Source organism: Bradyrhizobium sp. 17 (genome assembly GCF_023073515.1).
GTDB lineage: Bacteria > Pseudomonadota > Alphaproteobacteria > Rhizobiales > Xanthobacteraceae > Bradyrhizobium > Bradyrhizobium canariense_D.
Window position 1 is genome coordinate 702030 of the sequence record NZ_JADPJQ010000130.1, and the last position, 21483, is coordinate 723512.

General features: G+C 64.2%; 15 protein-coding genes. 13 read left to right on the forward strand and 2 right to left on the reverse strand.

Translation table 11 applies throughout. The annotated features are described in order from the left end of the window. Positions 1–13: 13 nt before the first annotated feature. The 5 genes from pbpC (at position 14) to IVB13_RS39765 (ending at position 5826) form a co-directional block, all read left to right on the forward strand. On the forward strand, positions 14–2041 hold the full coding sequence (gene pbpC, locus IVB13_RS39745) for a penicillin-binding protein 1C (RefSeq protein ID WP_247492778.1): 2028 nt from the start codon (positions 14–16) through the stop codon (positions 2039–2041). A gap of 50 nt (positions 2042–2091) precedes the next feature. Then, a complete protein-coding gene (locus tag IVB13_RS39750; RefSeq protein ID WP_026233442.1) occupies positions 2092–3834 on the forward strand; it encodes a glycosyltransferase family 39 protein in 1743 nt (580 codons plus the stop codon). A gap of 1 nt (position 3835) precedes the next feature. Continuing rightward, positions 3836–4681, forward strand: a complete 846-nt coding sequence (locus IVB13_RS39755) for a phosphatase PAP2 family protein (RefSeq protein WP_085385250.1) — start codon at positions 3836–3838, stop codon at positions 4679–4681. A gap of 63 nt (positions 4682–4744) precedes the next feature. Further along, entirely contained in the window at positions 4745–5491 is a 747-nt protein-coding gene (locus tag IVB13_RS39760; protein ID WP_018457785.1) for a glycosyltransferase family 2 protein, read from the forward strand. Then, a complete protein-coding gene (locus tag IVB13_RS39765; RefSeq protein ID WP_007591223.1) occupies positions 5488–5826 on the forward strand; it encodes a lipid-A-disaccharide synthase N-terminal domain-containing protein in 339 nt (112 codons plus the stop codon). Before IVB13_RS39760 ends, IVB13_RS39765 begins: the two co-directional genes overlap by 4 nt. Before the next feature lie 6 nt (positions 5827–5832). On the opposite strand, the gene IVB13_RS39770 is transcribed toward IVB13_RS39765, so the two are convergent. Both IVB13_RS39770 and metC read right to left on the reverse strand, forming a co-directional pair. After that, positions 5833–7524 carry a Na/Pi cotransporter family protein gene (locus IVB13_RS39770; protein WP_018457786.1) on the reverse strand — a complete coding sequence of 564 codons (1692 nt, stop codon included), beginning with the start codon at positions 7522–7524 and terminating at the stop codon, positions 5833–5835. A gap of 133 nt (positions 7525–7657) precedes the next feature. Further along, on the reverse strand, positions 7658–8842 hold the full coding sequence (gene metC, locus IVB13_RS39775; protein ID WP_018457787.1) for a cystathionine beta-lyase: 1185 nt from the start codon (positions 8840–8842) through the stop codon (positions 7658–7660). A 395-nt stretch (positions 8843–9237) separates the two neighbouring features. On the opposite strand from metC, the gene IVB13_RS39780 reads away from it, so the two are divergent. The 8 genes from IVB13_RS39780 to IVB13_RS39815 all read left to right on the forward strand — a co-directional run bounded on the left by IVB13_RS39780 (position 9238) and on the right by IVB13_RS39815 (position 21481). After that, positions 9238–10254 (forward strand): amino acid ABC transporter substrate-binding protein, encoded by a 1017-nt coding sequence (locus IVB13_RS39780; protein ID WP_018457788.1) that lies wholly within the window; start codon positions 9238–9240, stop codon positions 10252–10254. Positions 10255–10279: 25 nt separating this feature from the next. Further along, positions 10280–11485: an ABC transporter permease subunit gene (locus IVB13_RS39785; RefSeq protein WP_018457789.1), complete on the forward strand. Its 1206-nt coding sequence runs from the start codon at positions 10280–10282 to the stop codon at positions 11483–11485. Next, positions 11482–13002 (forward strand): amino acid ABC transporter permease, encoded by a 1521-nt coding sequence (locus IVB13_RS39790; protein ID WP_018457790.1) that lies wholly within the window; start codon positions 11482–11484, stop codon positions 13000–13002. The genes IVB13_RS39785 and IVB13_RS39790 overlap by 4 nt, the downstream gene beginning before the upstream one ends. Before the next feature lie 11 nt (positions 13003–13013). After that, on the forward strand, positions 13014–13751 hold the full coding sequence (locus IVB13_RS39795) for an amino acid ABC transporter ATP-binding protein (protein ID WP_018457791.1): 738 nt from the start codon (positions 13014–13016) through the stop codon (positions 13749–13751). A gap of 100 nt (positions 13752–13851) precedes the next feature. Continuing rightward, positions 13852–16092: a tetratricopeptide repeat protein gene (locus tag IVB13_RS39800; RefSeq protein WP_018457792.1), complete on the forward strand. Its 2241-nt coding sequence runs from the start codon at positions 13852–13854 to the stop codon at positions 16090–16092. 125 nt (positions 16093–16217) lie between these two features. Beyond that, on the forward strand, positions 16218–18458 hold the full coding sequence (locus IVB13_RS39805) for a tetratricopeptide repeat protein (RefSeq protein ID WP_247492739.1): 2241 nt from the start codon (positions 16218–16220) through the stop codon (positions 18456–18458). Positions 18459–18571: 113 nt separating this feature from the next. Further along, positions 18572–20812 carry a glycosyltransferase family 41 protein gene (locus IVB13_RS39810; protein WP_018457794.1) on the forward strand — a complete coding sequence of 747 codons (2241 nt, stop codon included), beginning with the start codon at positions 18572–18574 and terminating at the stop codon, positions 20810–20812. Between the two features lie 135 nt (positions 20813–20947). After that, on the forward strand, positions 20948–21481 hold the full coding sequence (locus tag IVB13_RS39815) for a DUF805 domain-containing protein (RefSeq protein WP_018457795.1): 534 nt from the start codon (positions 20948–20950) through the stop codon (positions 21479–21481). The last annotated feature ends 2 nt before the right edge of the window (positions 21482–21483 follow it).

A 21483-nucleotide genomic window follows, 5' to 3' on the forward strand; every position in this document is an offset into this window, starting at 1 on the left:
GGCATTCTCGCTCATCCTCACCATCGTCGGCGTCGTCGCGTGGGTTTACTCCCTCGGTCCGCTGCCTTTCGACGACGCCCGCCAGGTTTCCACCACCATCGTCGATCGGAATGGCAAGCTGCTGCGCGCCTATGCGATGGCGGATGGACGCTGGCGACTGCCGGTCGAGACAAAAACGAACGTCGATCCGACCTATCTGAAGCTGCTGCTCGCCTACGAGGACCAGCGCTTTTACGCACATGACGGCATCGACCCGGTGGCGCTGGGGCGCGCTGCGTTTCAGCTTGCGACGCGCGGCCACATCGTCTCGGGCGGCTCGACCATCTCGATGCAGCTCGCGCGGCTGATGGAGCCTCGGCGGCAGCGCTCGCTCCATGCAAAGCTGCGGCAGATCGTGCGTGCGATCGAGATCGAGCGCAGCTTGAGCAAGGAGCAGATCCTCGACCTCTATCTGGCGCTCGCGCCTTACGGCGGCAATCTCGAGGGCATTCGCGCTGCCTCGATCGCCTATCTCGGCAAGGAGCCGAAGCGGTTGTCGCTGGCTGAAGCCGCGTTGCTGGTCGCGCTGCCTCAATCGCCGGAGACCCGCAGGCTCGATCGCTATCCCGATGCGGCGCGCAAAGCGCGTGACCGCGTGCTCGACCGCATGGTCGAGGAGCAACAGATCAGCCTCGACGATGCGAAGCAGGCGAAAGCCGTTCCTGTGCCGAAACTGCGCAAGCCGATGCCGATCCTGGCGCCGCACGCCTCCGATGCGGCGCTTGCGACGGTCAAGGACGCGCCAGTCATCAAGCTGACGCTCGATGCCACCCTCCAGAAGGTGCTGGAGCCGCTAGCGCGCGATCGTGCCATTGCGTTGGGGCCGAACATCTCGGTCGGCATCATCGTCGTCGACAATGAGAGCGGCGACGTGCTCGCGCGCGTCGGCTCGGCCGATTATTTCGACGAGCGCCGGGCAGGGCAGGTCGACATGACCCGCGCCATCCGCTCGCCGGGCTCGACGCTGAAACCCTTCATCTACGGGCTGGCCTTCGAGGACGGTTTTGTTCATCCGGACAGTCTGATCGACGATCGGCCCGTGCGCTTCGGCTCCTACGCGCCGGAAAATTTCGACATGACGTTTCAGGGCACGGTGCCGGTGAAGAAGGCGCTGCAGCTGTCGTTAAACGTGCCCGCGATCGTGCTGCTCGACCGCGTCGGCGCGAGCCGGCTGGCCTCGCGGCTGCGTCAGGCCGGTGGCAATCTGGTTCTGCCCAAAGACGAGGCGCCGGGACTTGCCATGGGCCTTGGCGGCGTCGGCGTGACGCTGCAGGACCTCGCCCAGCTCTATGCGGGCTTCGCCCGGCTCGGCACCACCAAGCCGCTGCGCGAGATCATGAGCGACGGGGACGAGCGCGAGCCGCTGCGGCTGCTCGATCAGGTCGCGGCCTGGCAAGTGGGCAATGTGCTGCTCGGTACCCCGCCGCCGGAGAACGCGGCTCATAACCGCATCGCTTTCAAGACCGGCACCTCCTACGGCTACCGCGATGCCTGGTCGATGGGCTTCGACGGGCGCATGACCATCGGGGTCTGGGTTGGCCGGCCCGATGGCGCGCCGGTTCCGGGCCTGATCGGTCGGGTTGCCGCCGCGCCGATCCTGTTCGACGCCTTCGCCCGCACCGGCAAGACGCTCCTGCCGTTGCCGAAGCCGCCGAAAGGAACTCTCGTGGCCAGCAACGCCAAGCTGCCATTGCCCTTGAGGCGGTTCCGCCCGGTCGGGGATCTGGTGCGGACCGGGGGCGAGCAGGCCCTGCACATCCAGTTTCCGCTGAACGGCTCGCGGATCGACGTCGATCGCTCAGGTGGCGAGGGCGGCGCAGCCATGCCGGTCAAGGTCGCCGGCGGCGTTCTGCCCATGACCGTCATGGTTAACGGAACGGCGCAGGGCGAGATCGACGGACGGCGCCAGCGGCTGATCGATCCGCCCGGTCCGGGCTTTGCGCGGCTGACCGTCATCGATGCCACGGGCGCCGCGGACACAGTTGTCATTCGAATTCAGTGACCCTGCCTCAAGCGGTTGTGGCGATGGCGGTTTCAGCGTAAGCGGAACCGATGGCCGAGACCTATCCAACACCCCGTTTTGGAGCTCCCCGCGAGCCGAAATCCCCGGTGAATCCGGGCAGCCGGCTCGTGTCCATGTTCGACATCGCCACGGCCAGCCACGTCCGCGCGGTCGCCTTCCTGCTGCTGTGCGCGCTGCTGCTATTCCTGCCGGGCTTCTTTACGATTCCGCCGGTTGATCGCGACGAGGCGCGCTTTGCGCAGGCCACCAAGCAGATGGTCGAGAGCGGCGATTATGTCGACATCCGCTTCCAGGAAGACGTCCGCTACAAGAAGCCCGTCGGCATCTACTGGCTGCAATCGGCCGCGGTCGAGACGGCATCGGCGCTCGGTCTGCCGCGGGCCGAATTGCGCATCTGGGTCTATCGGCTTCCCTCGCTGATCGGCGCGATAGGCGCCGTGCTCATGACCTATTGGACGGCGCTCGGCTTCGTCACGCGGCGCGCCGCGGTGCTTGCAGCACTTCTGATGTGCGCCTCCGTGCTGCTCGGCGTCGAGGCGCGGCTTGCGAAGACCGACGCCATGCTGCTGTTCTGCGTGGTCGCCGCGATGGGCGCGATGGCACGGGCGTATCTGTCGTGGCAGCGCGCCGAGGACGAGACCCATCCGCCCTGGAGCTGGCCCGCGATCTTCTGGACGGCTCTCGCTGTCGGCATCCTGATCAAGGGCCCGCTGATCCTGATGTTCGCAGGCCTGACCATCATCGCGCTCGCGATCCAGGACCGCGATGCCTCCTGGCTGTGGAAGCTGCGCCCGCTCTGGGGCCTGATGTGGATGCTGGTGCTGGTGCTGCCCTGGTTCGTCGCGATCTTCTGGCGCGCGGGCGATGCCTTCTTCGCCGATTCCGTCGGCGGCGACATGTTGAGCAAGTTGGGCGCGCAGGAATCCCACGGCGCGCCGCCCGGACTGTATCTGGTGCTGTTCTGGATCACGTTCTGGCCCGGCGCGCCGCTCGCGGCGATGGCCGCGCCCGCGGTCTGGCGCGCGCGGCGCGAGCCCGGCGCGCAATTCCTGCTGGCCTGGCTGGTCCCGTCCTGGATCGTGTTCGAGGTGGTGCTGACCAAGCTGCCCCATTACGTGCTGCCGCTGTATCCTGCGATCGCGATCCTCACCGCGGGCGCGCTCGAGCGGCGGGTGCTGTCGTGGTCCTGGCTGATGCGCGGCTCGGCATGGTGGTTCGCAATCCCCGTGGGCGGCTCGATCATCGCGGTCGTCGGCGCGGTGATGCTGACGCGGCAGCCTGCTTTCGTGGCATGGCCGTTCATCGCGGCCTCGCTGATCTTTGGCCTGTTCGCCTGGTGGCTTCACGACAACAATCACGCCGAGCGCTCGCTGCTCAACGCGCTGGTCGCAGCCCTGATGCTCGCGCTAACGGTCTACGGCATCGTGCTGCCGTCGCTGACGCCGCTGTTTCCGAGCATCGAGATCGCACGCGCCCTTCGCAACGTCACCTGCGTGGGCCCGAAGGCGGCCGCGGCCGGCTATCACGAGCCGAGCCTGGTCTTTCTGACGGGTACGCAGACGCTGCTCACCGACGGTTCGGGTGCGGCGGATTTCCTGCGGCAGGGGAGCTGCCGTTTCGCGCTGATCGAGCAGCGTTCGGAGCGCGGCTTCGTGCAGCGCGCCGAGGCGATCGGGCTGCGCTACAAGGTTGGCACCCGCATCGACGGCTACAATTTCTCGCAAGGGCGCGCGATCTCGATCTCGATCTTCCGCTCGGAAGGCACCGAGTAGGATGTCGGCACCAACCGACATCTCGCCGCGCGCGAGCTATCCCGCACAATTGCTCACGCTCTCGGGGCGCGCCCTGGCACAGCTCGTGCGCACGCCCTCGCATTCGCGCCGCGCCGAGGCCGCGCGAAAGCTGGCGCGGCATTCGCTTTGGCTGAGTGCTGCAGGTGCAGCCCTGGTCATCGCGCTGATGGTCGTGTTCGACCTGACCGAGATCCAGCTGATGCCGCCGCGTGGCACGCCAGGCCTGTGGCCGATCCGCATCCTCACCGATTTCGGCAAGGACGAGTATGTGCTCTCGGTGCTCGGGGGTGTGCTGGTGGTGCTGGTGCTGGTTGCGGCGGGATTGCACGGCACAAGCCGCGCATTGCTGCTCGGCCTCGGCACGCGGCTGCAGTTCGTGTTTCTGTCTGTTGCCGTGCCGATATTCGTCGCCGAGATCCTGAAATATCTCATCGGCCGCGGACGTCCGTTTGTCGGCGGCAAGGCCAATCCCTTCAACTTCATCCCGTTCGAGGGGACCGGGGCCTATGCCAGCTTGCCGTCGGGGCATGCAGTGACGGCGTTCGCCCTGGCGTTTGCGGTCTCGGCGCTGTGGCCGCGCCTGCGCGTGTTCATGTTCACTTACGCGATCGTGATCCTGCTGACGCGACTGGTGCTGCTTGCGCACCACCCGAGTGACGTGGTGGCCGGCGCCCTGGTCGGCATGGTCGGCGCGATGGCGGTGCGCTACTGGTTCGCGGCCCGCAGGCTCGGCTTTGCCATCCGTGCCGACGGGACCATTGTGCCTCTTGCGGGGGCAGTCTCAGGCCGCCTCAAAAGGGTTGCCCACGGGGCATCCGCCCCATAAAAGCGGCTGCCTGCCGGGACCGCCGGTTCCCGAGCCAAGCCAATTCCAACCACGAGCTTCGATTTGTCGTCCCAGCCTTCGGTTTTCCAGCCCTCGGTTTCCATCGTCGTTCCCGTGCGCAACGAAGCCGACAACATCGTGCCGCTGATCGAGGAGATCGGCGCGGCGCTCGACGGCCGCTGGGCCTATGAGATCATCTACGTCAATGACGGTTCGACGGACGCGACCGGCGAACGGCTTGGCGCGGTCATGAAGCAGCGGGACAATCTGCGCCAGCTGCGCCATGCCAGATCAGGCGGCCAATCCGCGGCCGTGCGCAGCGGGGTGCGTGCGGCACGCGGCGCGATCGTGGCGACGCTCGACGGCGACGGCCAGAACAATCCGGCCTTCCTGCCGGACCTGATTTCGGCTGTCGAGAACGGAAGCAAGGTCGGACTTGCGGCTGGACAACGCGTCGGCCGCAAGGATACCGGCTTCAAGAAATTCCAGTCACGTGTCGCCAACGGCGTCCGCAACGCGATCCTGAAGGACGGTACGCGCGACACCGGCTGCGGCCTGAAGGCGTTCCGGCGCGAGGTGTTCCTGATGATGCCCTATTTCGACGGGCTGCACCGCTTCCTGCCGGCGCTGGTGCGCCGCGAGGGTTACGAGATCGCCTATGTCGACGTGATCGACCGTCCGCGCCGCTCCGGCGTGTCAAACTACGGTTTCTTCGACCGGCTGTGGATCGGGATCATGGATCTCGTGGGCGTCTGGTGGCTGATCCGCCGCAAGAAGCCGACGCCGGATGTGACTGAGGTGACGGCATGATCATCCAATACGGTCAGGCGCTGAGCAATTATTTCTACGATGTCTTCGTGGCCAAGTTCGACTTCTGGCTCGCGTTCGGCCTCGTCGCGCAGCTGTTCTTCACGGCACGCTTCCTGGTGCAGTGGATCGCGAGCGAGCGCGCCGGCAACAGCGTGGTGCCGATGGCGTTCTGGTTCTGCTCGATGGGCGGCGGGCTGATGACGCTGGTCTATGGCGTCGTCAAGCGCGAGCCTGTCATCATCCTCGGCCAGGCGCTCGCGACCATCATCTATATCCGTAACATCATGTTGATTGTGAAGAACCGCGGCCGCGCGTCAAAGACGCTGGAGCGCTGATCCAGGCTAGCGCGGCAACGCGGACGCCGCGCCCGGCGCGGGCAGGGCGGCGGTCTCCGCTTCGTGCCTGCGATGGGGCTCCCCGGCCGCGTCGAGCACGGGATAGGCGACCGAGCAGATATGCGAGTGGATGCGGCGCAGGTCCCGCAGCACGTCGAGATGCAGCGACGTGGTTTCGATTGTCTCGGGGCGGCCCTCGCGCAGGCGGTCGAGGTGGCGCTCGACGGCGGCAAGCTCGGTATTGCGCAGCGCAGTCTTCTCCACCAGCAGCTTGCGCGCCTCGTTGGCGTCGCCCGACATGAAGACGCCGAAGGCGATGCGCAGCGAATCCATCGTGCGCTTGTGGAAGGCGGCGAGCTCCTCGGCGCCCTCGGGCGAGAACTGGAAGCGACGCTTGATCTTCTTGGTCGCGAGCTCGCTCAGGCTCTTGTCGATGATATCGCCGATATGTTCCAGATTGATGGCGAAGGAGATGATCTCCATCGCGCGCCGGCCCTCGCTCTCGTCGAGGCTGCCGCGCATGAGTTTAGTCACGTAGAGCTTGATGGCTTCGTCGAGGCCGTCGACGATGTTGTCCATCTTCGAGACCTGGTCGACGAGCGCACGGTCGCCGCTCATCATCGCCGCCATCACCTTGCGCAGCATGATCTCGACGAGATCGCCCATGCGCAGGGTTTCGCGGCCGGCATCGGCCAGCGCCAGCGACGGCGACTCCAGCGCGGTTTCGTCGAGATAGCGCGGCCGGGCCGGATCGGCCTCCTGAACACGATCGGGCAGGAGCCGGGTCAACAGGCGCGACACGGTATCGAGCAGGCCGATGAAGATGATGGCCGTGCCGACGTTGAAGGCGATATGAAACGCCGCCGTCATCCTGGCGAGATCGGGCTGCCAGGCGTGCATGTGCTCGGCGATCGGGCCCAGGAAGGGCAGGACCAAGGCGATCCCGATCACGCGGTTGACGAGATTGCCCACCGGCAGGCGATAACTGGCGGGATCGTCACGCTTGGCGCCTTCGAATACGGGATTGATGGCGCTGCCGAGATTGGCGCCAAGCACCAGTGCGAGCGCCGCGTAAGGCGAGATGAACTGCGAATAGGCGAGCGACATGATCAGCAGCACGCTGGCGACGCTCGAATGCACCGCCCAGGTGACGAGCGCCGCGATCACGATGCACAGAACGGGATCGCCCGTGATGGAGGACATCACGATGCGGACGCCCGGCGCGTTCTCGGCCGGCGCCAGCGTGTCGAGCAGGATGTGCAGCGACAGCAGCATCAGCCCGAGGCCGATCAAGACACGGCCAACGTCCTTGATCCGTGAGCGTGGACCCACGCGGAAGGCGACCAGTCCGAGCACGAACAGGACCGGCGCGACGGCGGCGATGTTGAACGACAGCACCTGCACGATCAACGTCGTGCCGACATTGGCGCCGAGCATGATGGCGAGCGCGGTGACCAGGCTGAGCAAGCCCTCGGCTGCGAACGAACTCGTGAGCAGCGCGGTCGCGGTGCTGCTCTGGAGCAGGGCAGTAAGGCCGAGACCGGCGGCGAACGCGTTGAAGCGGTTACCAAGCGCCTTGCCGAGGAGCCGTCGCAAGTCCGGGCCAAAGGCGCGCAGAATCCCGCTGTGGACCATGTGCAGGCCCCACAGCAACAGCGCCACGCCGCCCATCAGATCGAGCAGTACCAACGTTCCCATGCTCCGTGTCCGGATTGGAGTCGATTGGTGAGGCTAGCGCCAAATGCTTGAGGTTCAAACCATTCGTTGGCGCGTCGGCGTTAACGTTTGCGGCTTCTGCACGTTCCCACGGCGTGATGCCTTGTGAGCAGGCTCACATTGCTGCCTTGAGGGCAGCGAAGCCGCGATCGAGGTCGGCCTTGAGGTCGTCGACGCTTTCGAGCCCGATATGCAGACGCAGCGTCGGGCCGCCCGGCGACCATGTCGTGGCGGTGCGATAGGCGTCGCAATCGAAGGGAATCGCCAAGCTCTCGAAGCCGCCCCAGGAAAAGCCCATGCCGAACAGTTTGAGCGTATCGAGCATGGTGTCGACCGCCTTCTGCGGCGCCGGCTTCAAGACGATGCTGAACAGGCCCGAAGCGCCGGTGAAGTCGCGCTTCCAGATCGCATGACCCGGATCGGTCTCGAGCCCCGGATGCAGCACGCGCGCGACCTCGGGACGGCTCGCAAGCCAGCGCGCCATGTCGAGCCCGGAGCGATGATGCTGCGCCAGCCGCACCGACAGCGTACGCAGGCCGCGCAGTGCCAGGAAGACGTCATCGGGACCGGCACAGACGCCGAGCAGGCGGATGCCTTCGGCGATCTGCGGCCATGCCCTGGCATTGGCCGAGATGGTGCCGAACATGATGTCGGAATGACCGCCGATATATTTGGTGGCGGCCTGCATGCTGATGTCGACGCCCTGTTCGAGCGAGCGGTGATAGAGCGGCGTCGCCCAGGTGTTGTCGTCGATGACGATCGCGCCGCGGGCATGCGCGACCTCGGCGATGGCGCGGATGTCTGGCATCTCGAACGACTGCGAGCCTGGCGCCTCGACCAGCACAGCGCTTGTGTTGGGCCTGAACAGCTTGTCGATGCCGGCGCCGATCATCGGATCGAAATAGGTGGTCTCGACGCCGTAGCGGGTGAGCATGCCGTTGCAGAAATTGCGCGAGGGCCGATAGACGTTATCGCAGACCAGGATGTGGTCGCCGGCCTTCAGCACCGAGAGCAGGGTGGTCGAGATCGCCGACAAACCCGACGGCACGATGCCGACGCCGGCGCATTGCGGCCCCTCTAGCGTCATCAGCGTCTCCTGGAACGCCTTGGTGGTGGGGGAACCATGGCGGCCATAGGTGAACTCGCCGCGATGGGCGTGCAGGTCCTCGGCGGTCGGATAGAGCACGGTCGAGCCGTGGAACACCGGAGGATTGACAAACCCCTTCTGCGCCTTGGTGTCGCGGCCGGAGGTGACCAGCCGGGTCTCGGCGTGCTGTTCGGAGGGGGGTGAGGAATCCATGCGTCTGCTTTCAAAAGCGCGTTTCCACCAGGCACGCTGCGCCCGCGGGCTGGCCGAAAGGCCGCTGTCGTTAATAACAGAACACAGAAGAGTCCCGTCAACCCCTTGACCCGGCAGGCCAGTCGTTCTGTTATCGCAGGTGCTATTCAGTCGCCGCATGTTGAGGGGCCTGCCGCGACCTTCGATCCATCGCCTGACCGGACCAAGCGCCACAGCCGTAACGGCGGGCGCCTGTCGGCGGGGATTAAGGCAGGGCCTCCCGGGATCGGCGGGTGATCGGCAAGGATTTCCAGCATGACTCTTGCAGGGCTGGTCTTGAGACGGCTAGCCCTGGCAGAGGCGATCGCAAAGACAACGTTCCTGACCTTGAGACGACTTTGAAAGGCCCAAAGCCCATGAAACGCGTAACCCTGGCTCTCTCTCTCGCTCTCGCCGCCGGCCTGACTGCCCAAGCCGCCGATGCGCAAACGCTCAAGACCGTCAAGGACCGCGGCATGCTGTCCTGCGGTGTCAGCCAGGGCCTGCCCGGCTTCTCCTCGCCGGACGACAAGGGCAACTGGACCGGGCTTGATGTCGACGTCTGCCGCGCGATCGCCGGGGCGATCTTCAACGATCCGACCAAGGTCAAATACGTGCCGCTCTCCGCCAAGGACCGTTTCACGGCGCTGCAATCCGGCGAAGTCGACGTGCTGTCGCGCAACACCACCTGGACCATCTCGCGCGACACCTCGCTCGGCGCCAACTTCACCGGCGTGACCTATTATGACGGGCAGGGCTTCATGGTGAAGAAGTCGCTCAAGGTGAACTCGGCGCTCGAGCTCAACAGCGCGTCGGTCTGCGTCCAGACCGGCACCACGACCGAGCAGAATCTCGCCGACTACTTCAAGGCCAACAACATGAAGTACGAGGTGATCGCGTTCGGCACCAACGACGAAACGGTCAAGGCCTACGAGGCCGGGCGCTGCGACGTCTTCACCACCGACCAGTCGGGCCTGTACGCCAACCGCCTGAAGCTTGCCAATCCCGGCGATCACATGGTGCTCCCGGAAATCATCTCGAAGGAGCCGCTCGGTCCGATGGTGCGCCACGGCGACGACCAATGGTTCGACATCGTGAAATGGACGCTGTTTGCCATGATCACCGCCGAAGAGCTCGGCGTGACCGCGAAAAACGTCGACGAAAAGGCGAAAGGGGAAAATCCTGAACTGAAGCGCGTTCTGGGTACCGATGGCAATTTCGGTGAACAGCTCGGCATAAGCAAGGATTGGGTGGTGCGCATCGTGAAGGCCGTCGGCAATTACGGCGAAGTGTTCGACCGCAATGTCGGCGCAGGCTCGCCGCTCGGTATCAATCGGGGTCTCAACAATCTCTGGAACAAGGGCGGTCTCCAATACGCCCCGCCGATCCGCTGATCCGGCCTGACCCGCGCTCGCGGCGATGAGCATCGAGGCTCGCAAACCCCCGCCCCAGATCGCGCTGAAGATCAGGCGGGTGCTGGGGGGCAAGACAGGCTGGAACGGCATCGCCGTCCAGTTTGCCTTCGCTGCGATCCTGGGCTGGATTGCCTATGAAATCGTCTCCAACGCCCGCGCCAACCTCGAGAACCAGCATATTGCCGCCGGCTTCGGCTTCCTCGCGAACAACGCCGGTTTCGACGTCAATCAGACGCTGATTTCGTATACCGGCTCGGACACGTTCCTGCGCGTATTCCTGGTCGGGCTCCTCAACACGCTCGTGGTCTCGGTGGTGGGCGTTGTGTTCGCCACCTTGATCGGCTTCATCGTCGCGCTGTGCCGGCTGTCGCCCAACTGGCTGCTCGCGCGCATTGGCGAAATTTATGTCGAGATCATCCGCAACTTGCCGCTGCTATTCCAGATCCTGTTCTGGTACCTGGCGGTGCTCGCGGCCTTGCCCAATCCACGACAGAGCATTTCGCTGCTCGGCATAGCTTTCGTCAGCAATCGCGGTCTCGTCATTCCCCGCCCGATCGGCGAGAGCGGCTTCGAGGCGTTTCTGGCGGTGCTGGCCCTCGGCATTGTGGCTTCGGTGGCGTTGCGCATCCATGCGCGCCGGGCGCTGTTCGAGCGGGGTCAGGTGATCCGGATCTGGCCCTATCTGCTGGGCCTGCTGTTCGGACTGCCGCTCGTCACCATGCTGGTAGCGGGTCTGCCCTTCAGCTTCGAGCTGCCGCAGCTCAAGGGTTTCAATTTCGCCGGTGGCTCGCGGATCATCCCGGAGTTCGTGGCGCTCACGTTGGCCTTGTCGACCTATACGGCCGCCTTCATTGCCGAGATCGTGCGCGCGGGCATCCTCTCCGTCCACAGCGGACAGATGGAGGCGGGATCGTCGCTGGGCCTGAGCCGCGGCACCACGCTGCGCTTGGTCGTCGTGCCGCAGGCGATGCGCGTCATCGTTCCGCCGCTGACCAACCAGTACCTCAATCTCACCAAGAATTCGTCGCTGGCCGTCGCGATCGGCTATCCCGACCTCGTCTCCGTGTTCGCCGGCACGTCGCTGAGCCAGACCGGGCAGGCCATCGAGATCATCGCCATGACGATGGGCGTGTATCTCCTGATCTCGCTGATCACCAGCGCCGTCATGAGCGTCTACGGTTGGCGCGTCAGCCGGAGTCTCGGCGCATGAGCGATATCACCTCGTCCAGTTTCGTTCGCCGGGATCTTCTGGATGAGCGTCCCGCGCCGGTGAAGACCACGGGCTTCGTCGGCCTGGTGCGGACGCGCCTGTTCAACTCGCCGACCAACATCCTGCTCACGATCGTCGGCGCCTTGCTGCTCTGGTTCACCATCATTCCTTCCGTCAAATTCCTGATGGTCGATGCAGTCTGGACCGGCAAGGATCGCACGGCCTGCCTCGCCGAGAACGCCGGCTTTACGGTCGGCGCCTGCTGGCCCTACATCCAGGCCAAGCTGCCGCAACTGATCTACGGCTTCTACCCCGAAGCCGAACGCTGGCGGGTCAACCTCACGCTCGTGTTGTCAGTAGTCCTGTTGGTGCCGTTGCTCATTCCGCGACTGCCGTCGAAAGGATTGAACGCTGGCCTGTTCTTCCTTGCGTTTCCGGTGGTCGCATTCTTTCTGCTGCATGGCGGCGGCATCAAGGGATTTGGCCTGAGCTGGACCGCTGACCTGCTGCAATTGTTCGACGACAGCATCATCGGCGCTGGGCAGGCTCTGCTCGGTCTCGGCAAGACCTCCTCTGCCGCACCGCTGTTGTGGGTCGTCGGCAATGTCATCGTGCTCGTGGGTACCGCGATCTACTGGCTGATCTTTCCGCTGACCTGGCTGCGTGACCAGTTGCAGGGGACAGGCCAGTCGGTCTGGGCCGATTTCGCCATCACTGCCGCGATCGTCTCACTGATCGCCTTCGTTCTCGGCGGCGGCCTCCGCACCGGGGGGCGGGCCCTCACATCCAGCATCGTCACCTTCGCCGCCATCGCAATCGTGATCAAGCTGATGGGGCTCGATCACGGCGGACTGCCGATCGTGCAGACGAACCTGTGGGGCGGACTTCTGGTGACGCTGGTGGTCTCCGTCACCGGCATCGTCACCTCGCTGCCGATCGGCATTGCGCTGGCGCTTGGCCGCCGCTCGACCATTCCGCTGATCCGGATCTTCTCGATCGCCTTCATCGAGTTCTGGCGCGGCGTGCCGCTGATCACCGTGCTGTTCTTTGCCACCTACATGCTGCCGCTGTTTCTGCCGGGCAATTTCACGGTCGATGGTCTCGTGCGTGCGCTGATTGGAATCTCTCTGTTCACGGGCGCCTATCAGGCCGAGAACGTCCGCGGCGGGCTGGCTGCGATCCCGCGCGGGCAGGGCGAGGCGGCCGCGGCATTGGGGCTGTCCTGGTGGAAGACGACCTCGCTGATCGTGCTGCCGCAGGCGCTACGCCACGTCATTCCGAACCTCGTCAACAGCTTCATCTCGCTGTTCAAGGACACTTCGCTGGTCTCGATCGTGGCGCTGTTCGATCTCCTCGGCTCGCTGCGGGCGTCGTTCTCGGATCCGAAATGGTCGTCGCCATCGACCGCTTTCACAGGGTTCGCCTTCGCCGGGATCATCTACTTCATCTTCTGCTTTGGAATGTCACGCTACTCGCTCTTCGTTGAGCACCGCCTCAACGCTCACCGCCGCAACTGATCGAGGTCACCATGTCCGACCCCATCGTCAAGATTTCCGGCCTGAACAAATGGTACGGCGAGTTTCACGTGCTGCGCGACATCGACCTTACGGTCGAGAAGGGCGAGCGCATCGTGATCTGCGGCCCCTCCGGCTCGGGCAAGTCGACGCTGATCCGCTGTATCAACGCGCTCGAGGAGTTTCAGGAAGGCGAGATCGTCGTTGACGGCATCGAGCTCGGGCCGAACCTCAAGCACGTCGATGCGGTGCGGCGCGAAGTCGGCATGGTGTTCCAGAGCTTCAACCTGTTTCCGCACCTGTCCGTGCTGGACAATTGCACGCTGGCGCCGATCTGGGTGCGCAACATCCCCAAGAAGGACGCCGAGGCTGCGGCGATGAAGTTTCTGGAGCGGGTCAAGATCCCGCACCAGGCCAACAAGTTTCCGGGACAGATGTCCGGCGGTCAGCAGCAGCGCGTCGCGATCGCCCGCGCGCTGACGATGAACCCGAAGGTGATGCTGTTCGACGAGCCGACCTCGGCGCTCGACCCCGAAATGGTCAAGGAGGTGCTGGACACCATGGTCGACCTTGCCGAGGAGGGCATGACCATGCTGGTGGTCACCCACGAGATGGGCTTTGCCCGCGAGGTCGCCAACCGCGTGGTGTTCATGGACGCGGGCCAGATCATCGAAGCCAACACGCCCAACGAGTTCTTCGCGGCCCCACAGCACGCCCGAACAAAACTGTTCCTGAGCCAGATCCTGCGCTGAGCACCTGCAATCCGGTGGCGTCGCGGGTCTAACCGGCCCGCCAGCTTGGCACCATGCGAATCGGCCAAGCTCTTTTCGGGCCATCCTCCGGAGAGAGACTTTGCAGAGCAGCGCCGGCGCGCGCGCATTCCAGAACGCGCGATTGCAAAAGAAATTGAAGAAGCAGGCGGACGCACTCATGTCCGCCGCGGTTCAGGCACTCGGCCAAGGCAGATACGCGGAGGTCGAGACACTCTGCCGCCGGATTTTGACGGAGGTTCCGGATCATTTCGACGCCGCGCACTTGCTCGGTCTGCGCGCGTATGATGGCGGGCGGCTCGATGAGGCGCAACAACTGCTCGAGCGCGCGACCGTGCTCGATCCGCGTTCGCCCGATGCCCATGGTAATCTCGGGGCGGTGTATTTCACCCTCCAGAAGTTTCAGGAGGCTCGCGCATGCCAGGAGAAGGCCGTTGCGCTGAAGCCGAATTCTCCGATCGCCTTGACCAATCTCGGCAATACGCTGCTGCACATGGGCCTCGCCGAGCAGGCTATCGAGCTGCACGATCGCGCTATCAGGCTGAAGCCGGACTATGCCGATGCATTTTGCAATCGGGGCATGGCGGAGCTGATCGAAGGCCAGTCCCAGCGCGCCAAGGAGAGTTTCGATCGCGCCCTCGCGTTTCAACCGCGTCACGCGGAAGCGATCGCAGGCAGGGGCATGGTATGCATCGAGCTCCGGCACTACGAAGAGGCGGCCGCGGCGATCGCGGCAGGGCTCGCGATCAAGCCGGATTCGCCGAAGATTCTGGCGCAGCGCGGACGGCTCAATCTCGATCTGTTGCGGCTGGAGCAGGCGCTCGCGGACTTTGATGCGGCGCTGGCGCTTTCGCCGAGGCTCGAAGTGGCCTTGCAGGGAAAGGCGCAAGTCAACCTTGTCAAGGGCAACACGGCCGAGGCGATTGCGGCCGTCGAGACCTTGCTGGAGGAAAATCCGCGGTCCGACATCGGAATTGCGCTCCTGGCTTCCTGCTATGCGAGCCAGGGAGACATCGCGACGGCGCTCGAACATCTCGACGCCGGGCTGGCAATGGCGCCTGATTATGCGGACTTGATCGGGCGCAAGATATTCTTCCTGGACTATCTCCCGGAGGCCGATTTTTCGGTTCAGCAGGCTGCGCGAAAACAATGGTGGGACGCGATCGGCGCCAAATTGGCGCAAAGGGCGTTGGCGCCCCGCACGCTTGATCCGGACAAGCGGATTTTGATCGGATATGTCGCTTCCGAATTGAGGAACCACTCGGCAGCGTTCGCTCTGTTGCCGGTGCTGCGCCATCATGATCATGCCAGGTTCGAGATCGTCTGCTATTCGTGCTCGCCGGTAAGAGATGAGATGACCGCCGCATTCAGGTCCTCGGCGGACGTCTGGGTCGACGCCTGGCAGATGTCGGACGACGAACTGGCCGATCGCATTCAGGCCGACAAGGTCGATATCCTGATCGACGTATCCGGGCACACGACCGGCAACAGGCTCCATGTCTTCGCCCGCAAGCCGGCCCCGATCCAGGTCTCGGGGTTTGGTCACGCCACGGGCACGGGCCTTCAGACCATGGACTACGTGCTCGCGGATCCCGTCTTCATTCCGCAATCGGCGCGCCATCTGCTGGCTGAAAAGGTCTACGACCTGCCGTGCCTGATCACGATCGATCCCATTTTGGATCTACCTGCATCGGAGCCGCCCATGCTCCGCAACGGCCATGTCACCTTCGGCGTGTTCAACCGCATCTACAAGATCTCGGACGAGGCCATCCGGGTGTGGTCGAAATTGATGCGCGAAGTGACCGGTTCGAAGATCATCGTCAAACATACCCTGCTTGACGATCCCATGTTGCGCGACAATTTGGTCGCGCGGTTCGTGGCACAGGGCGTTGCCGAGGAGAATGTCACCTGCCTGGGCTCGTCGCCGCGCCCCGAGCACCTGCGGGCCTTTGCGAACGTCGACATATCGCTCGACACGTTCCCGCAAAATGGCGGCGTCAGCACCTGGGAATCGCTCTATGCCGGCGTTCCGGTCGTGGCCAAGCTCGGCAACGGCGCCTCGTCGCGTGCCGGTGGTTCGATCGTGGCTGCGGTCGGTCTCGACGACTGGATCGCGCAGGACGACGAGGGCTATGCCGCGATCGCCTGCAAATATGCGGCGCAGCCGGCGTATCTGGCGAGGTTGCGCAGCGGCTTGCCGGCCCGAATCGCAGCGTCCCCCGCCGGCAATGTCGAAATCTACACGCGCGAGGTCGAAGCGGGCTATCGCCAGTTCTGGCGCGACTACTGTGCCGCGGCTGTCGAAGGCAGCGAGGTTGCGTAGGGGACCGGCAGCGCCGGGCCGCTGAGCCCCGGGAAATCCCGGGGGTGTCACCGTGCCAGCTGACCGGCAGGTCGGGCTTGCGAATCAGTTAGACTCTGCCCCGGGCCATCTTCCGGAGAGACACCTTGCAGAGCAGCGGCGGCGCGCGCGCATTCCAGAACGCGCGATTGCAGAAGAAATTGATGAAGCAGGCGGACGCCGTCCTCTCCGCCGCGGCTACCGCCTATGGCCAGGGCCGATATGCTGAGACTGAAGCACTCTGCCGGGAGATCCTTAAAGCGCTGCCCGATCATGTCGACGCTCTGCACCTGCTCGGCATGTGCGCGCATGACGGCCGGCGCCTGGAGGAGGCGCAACAGCTGCTCAAGCGCGTGATTGTGCTCGATCCGCGCCTGCACGATGCCCATAACAACCTCGCGACCGTGCATTTCGATCTCGGCAATTACGAGGAGGCGCGGCGGTGCCAGGAGAGGGCCATCGCGCTAAAGCCGAATTTTGCGGTCGCGCTGACCAACCTCGGCAACACGCTGATGCATCTGGGGCAGTACGAACAGGCGCTCGAGCTGCATGAGCGCGCCATCAAGATCAAGCCGGATTATGCCGACGCGTTCTGCAATCGCGGTATGGTCGAGATTGTGCTTGGACAGATCATGCGCGCCAAGGAAAGCTTCGACCGCGCCCTGCTGTTTCAGCCCCGTCACGCCGAGGCTATCGTCGGCAGCGGCATGGTCAGCATGGAGCTGCGGCACCACGACGAGGCGGCCGCCAAATTTGCCATGGCGCTGGCGATCAAGCCCGGCTCGCCGAGGATCGTGGCCCAACGCGGGCGGCTCAGTTACGAGTTGCAGCGCCTGGAGCCCGCGCTTGCGGATTTCGAGGCGGCGCTTGCGATCTCGCCCAAGCTCGAGCTGGCGCTACGCGGCAAGGCCCAGGCCTGCCTCGTCATTGGAAAGACCGCGCAGGCGATGGCAGCCGCAACGGCCCTGATCGAGCAAAATCCGCGCTCCGAGGTGGGGCTGGCGCTGATGGGCTTCTCTTATTCGAACCAGGGGGACATGGACGCAGCGATCGAGTATCTCGATCGCGCGCTGGCAGTCCGGCCGGACTATGGGGATGCGATCAGAGGAAAGATCTTCCTGGAGGACTACCGCGCCGAGGCCGATTTCGTGGTCCAGCAGGCGGTGCGAAAATCCTGGTGGGACCAGATCGGCTCCAAGCAGCCGCGAAGGGAGTTGCCGAAGCGGCCGCTGGACCCGGAAAAGCGGATCGTGGTCGGCTATGTCGCTGCCGAATTCCGGCAGCACTCCGCGGGGCTCACGCTGCTGCCAGTGCTGCGCCATCATGATCACACTAAATTTGAAATCATCTGCTACTACTCATGGCCGGGCGCGGACGAGTACACCGCCATGTTCAAATCATTGGCCGACGTCTGGGTCGATGCCTGGGGGCTTTCGGACGACGAACTCGCCGATCGTATCCAAGCCGACAATGTCGACATCCTGATCGACGTTTCGGGCCACACGACCGGTAACAGGCTGCAGTGTTTTGCGCGTAAGCCGGCCCCGATCCAGGCCACTGGCTTCGGACACGCGACGGGCAGAGGCATGCCGATTATGGACTACGTGCTCGCGGATCCCATTTTCATTCCGCCGTCGGTTCGGAATCTGTTTGCCGAGAAAATCTACGATCTGCCGTGTCTGATCACCATGGAGCCTGTCTCGGATCTGGCGCCTTCGGAGCTGCCGATGCTCCGCAACGGCTACGTCACCTTCGGCGTGTTCAACCGCATCTACAAAATATCGGATGATGCGATCCGTGTGTGGTCGCGCATCATGCGGGAGCTGCCGGGATCGAAGATCGTCCTCAAGCATGGTCTGCTCGATGATCCCCTGCTGCGCGCTAGCCTGGTCGCGCGCTTCCTGGCGCAGGGCGTTACCGAGGAGAACATCACCTGCCTCGGCACCACCTCGCGCGACGACCATCTGGTGGCTTTCGCCCAGGTCGATATGTCCCTCGACACGTTCCCGCAAAATGGCGGCATCAGCACCTGGGAATCTCTCTACAAGGGCGTTCCCGTCGTGGCCAAGCTCGGCATCGGGGCCTCCTCGCGTGCCGGCGCCTCTATCGTGACTGCCGTCGGCCTCGGCGACTGGGTGGCCGAGGATGACGATGGTTATGTCGAGATCGCTCGCAGGTTTGCGTCGCAGCCCGATTATCTGGCGAAATTGCGCGCGGATTTGCCCGCCCGGATCGCGGCTTCGCCCGCCGGAAATGTCGAGACCTACACGCGGGAGCTCGAGGCGGGTTACCGAAAGTTCTGGCGCGACTATTGTGCCGCCGCCGCGGATAACGCTGACGTTGCGTAGGCGAGGCCCGGGTTGGGCACCGGCATCTTCCGGGGGATTGCCGGGCCGCCTAAACCGGCGGCTCTGGCCGCGAATCAGCTAGAATCGTCTCGGACATCCTCCGGAGAGAATCCTTGCAGAGCAGCGGCGCCGGCGCGCGCGCGTTCCAGAACGCGCGATTGCAGAAGAAATTGAAGAAGCAGGCGGACGCGATCATTTCGACCGCGAATGCGGCCTATGGCCAGGGCCGGTATGCGGAGACCGAGGCGCTCTGCCGCCAGATCCTGAATGAACTTCCGGAGCATTTCGGCGCCTTGCACCTGCTTGGCTTGGGCGCGTTCGCGAGCCGACACTTCGAGGCAGCGAAACAGGCCCTCAAATATGCCGTGACGGTCGACCCACGCTCGGCACAGGCTTTTTCCGATTTGGGAGCCACGCATTTCGCACTTGGGGAATATGAGGACGCGCGTACGTCCCTGGAGAGAGCCATCGCGTTGAAGCCCAGCTTACCGATGGCCTTGGCCAATCTCGGAAATACCTTGTTGCATCTAAACCGTGTCGAGCAGGCTATCGAAATGTACGATCGCGCGATCGGGCTGAAGCCCGATCATGCCGATGCGCTTTGCAATCGCGGCCTGGCAGAGCTCGCGCTGCGCCAGCTTGATCGCGCCAAACAGAGCTTCGAGCGCGCACTGTTGTTTCAGCCGCGAAACGTCGAGGCGCTCGTCGGCAAAGGTTTGGTCAATATCGAGCTCAAAAACTTCGACGAGGCCAAAGGCGCGCTGGAGGCGGCGCTCGCGATCAGGCCAGGCTCGGCGAAAATCCTGGCGAACCGTGGACGGCTCAATCTTGAGACGTCGAGGTTGGAACAGGCGGCGGCGGATTTCGACGCGGCCCTTGCGCTTGCGCCCAAGCTCGAGGTGGCCTTGCAGGGGAAGGCACAAGTCGCGCTCGCCATGGGAAACACGGCGCAAGCGATTTTAGCCTGCACCATGTTGCTGGAGGAATATCCAAGCTCAGCGATCGCGATGGCGCTGCTGAGCGCTTGTTTTGCAAATCAGGGAGAGATCGCGTCGGCGATCGAGCTTCTCGATGCGGCGCTGGCCATTGTGCCGGATGCATCCTTGATCGGCCGGAAGATCTTCTTCCTCGACTATCTCTCCGAGGCCGATTTCGCGGTTCAGCAGGCCGCACGAAAGCAGTGGTGGGACGCGATCGGCTCGAAGTTGCCGCGAAGGACTCTTGCCCCCCGGCAGCTTGATCCCGACAGGCGGATCGTGGTCGGCTATGTTGCTGCCGAGTTTTGGCATCACTCGGCGGCGTTCGCTCTGTTGCCGGTGCTGCGCCATCATGATCACGCCAGGTTTGAGATCGTCTGCTATTCGTGCTCGCCGGTAAGAGATGAGATGACCGCCGCATTTAGGTCCTCGGCGGATGTCTGGGTCGACGCCTGGCAGATGTCGGATGACGAGTTGGCCGATCGCATCCAGGCCGACAAGGTCGATATCCTGATCGACGTATCCGGGCACACGACCGGCAACAGGCTCCATGTCTTCGCCCGCAAGCCGGCCCCGATCCAAGTCTCCGGGTTTGGTCACGCCACGGGCACGGGCCTTCAGACCATGGACTACGTGCTCGCGGATCCGGTCTTCATTCCGCAATCGGCGCGCCATCTGCTGGCTGAAAAGGTCTACGACCTGCCGTGCCTGATCACGATCGATCCCATTTTGGATCTACCTGCATCGGAGCCGCCCATGCTCCGCAACGGCCATGTCACCTTCGGCGTGTTCAACCGCATCTACAAGATCTCAGACGAGGCCATCGGGGTGTGGTCGAAAGTGATGCGCGAGGTGACGGGTTCGAAGATCATCATCAAGCATACTCTGCTTGACGATCCCATGTTGCGCGACAATCTGGTCGCGCGGTTCGTGGCACAGGGCGTTGCCGAGGAGAATGTCACCTGCCTGGGCTCGTCGCCGCGCCCCGAGCACCTGCGGGCGTTTGCGAACGTCGACATATCGCTCGACACATTCCCGCAAAACGGCGGCGTCAGCACCTGGGAATCGCTCTATGCGGGCGTTCCGGTCGTGGCCAAGCTTGGCAACGGCGCCTCGTCGCGTGCCGGTGGTTCGATCGTGGCTGCGGTCGGTCTCGACGACTGGGTCGCCGAGGACGACGAGGGCTATGCCGCGATCGCCTGCAAATATGCGGCGCAGCCGGCGTATCTGGCGAGGTTGCGCAGCGACTTGCCGGCCCGGATCGCAGCGTCTCCCGCCGGCAATGTCGAAATCTACACGCGCAAGGTCGAAGCGGGCTATCGCCAGTTCTGGCGCGACTATTGTGCCGCGGCTGTCGAAGGCAGCGGGGGCGCCTGACCCTGCCGGTTGGGGCGTAGCCTCGAATTGCGCCGGCCACCTTAGTCCTCCGGAAACCATGCGGCGCTGCGCGACCGTGCCGGTTCATGGCTCCGAAAGCTATCTCTGGGCATGTGGCGCCAAAAGGGTGCGCCAATGCTCGGTTTCGTCTTCGGCTTGAACGCCCGGCTCGGGCGATTGCATTTCTTCCTCGCGACGGTCGCGCTTGCGATCGTGATGACGGCGATCTGCTTTGCAATCGCAATGGCCGTGCTGAACAACACCTCGCCCGGCGCGATCCGACCCGAAGACCTCACCAAGAGCTGGGCGATGATCGCCGCGATCGTGTTCTTCGGAGTTGCGACCCTCACGCTGCAATCGATGCGCATCCGCGACATCGGCTGGGATCCGGTCTGCGTGGTGCCTGCCTGGTTCGCGCTCATGATCGTCGACCATGTCGTCGCGGGCCGGTTTCCGGCCTGGGCGATCGGGGAGGAGCACCAGGCAACGGCGGTCGGCGCGCTCGTCAACCTCGCGCTGATGCTCGCGCTCATGTTCTGGCCGAGCGGCGACAGCGAGGGCTCCTACGGCGCTCCCCTCCCGCCGCGCACACGCGCGAACAAGCCTTCGCTATCGAACGAGCGCCTCGCGCGGGTGTCGCAGGGATCGTCTCGCTCGAACTGGAGCTAGAC

Coding starts and splice junctions, on each gene's coding strand:
- IVB13_RS39750 (WP_026233442.1), top strand. CDS start 2,092: ATGGCCGAGACCTATCCAACACCCCGTTTTGGAGCTCCCCGCGAGCCG.
- IVB13_RS39755 (WP_085385250.1), top strand. CDS start 3,836: ATGTCGGCACCAACCGACATCTCGCCGCGCGCGAGCTATCCCGCACAA.
- IVB13_RS39765 (WP_007591223.1), top strand. CDS start 5,488: ATGATCATCCAATACGGTCAGGCGCTGAGCAATTATTTCTACGATGTC.
- IVB13_RS39770 (WP_018457786.1), bottom strand. CDS start 7,524: ATGGGAACGTTGGTACTGCTCGATCTGATGGGCGGCGTGGCGCTGTTG.
- metC (WP_018457787.1), bottom strand. CDS start 8,842: ATGGATTCCTCACCCCCCTCCGAACAGCACGCCGAGACCCGGCTGGTC.
- IVB13_RS39780 (WP_018457788.1), top strand. CDS start 9,238: ATGAAACGCGTAACCCTGGCTCTCTCTCTCGCTCTCGCCGCCGGCCTG.
- IVB13_RS39785 (WP_018457789.1), top strand. CDS start 10,280: ATGAGCATCGAGGCTCGCAAACCCCCGCCCCAGATCGCGCTGAAGATC.
- IVB13_RS39790 (WP_018457790.1), top strand. CDS start 11,482: ATGAGCGATATCACCTCGTCCAGTTTCGTTCGCCGGGATCTTCTGGAT.
- IVB13_RS39795 (WP_018457791.1), top strand. CDS start 13,014: ATGTCCGACCCCATCGTCAAGATTTCCGGCCTGAACAAATGGTACGGC.
- IVB13_RS39815 (WP_018457795.1), top strand. CDS start 20,948: ATGCTCGGTTTCGTCTTCGGCTTGAACGCCCGGCTCGGGCGATTGCAT.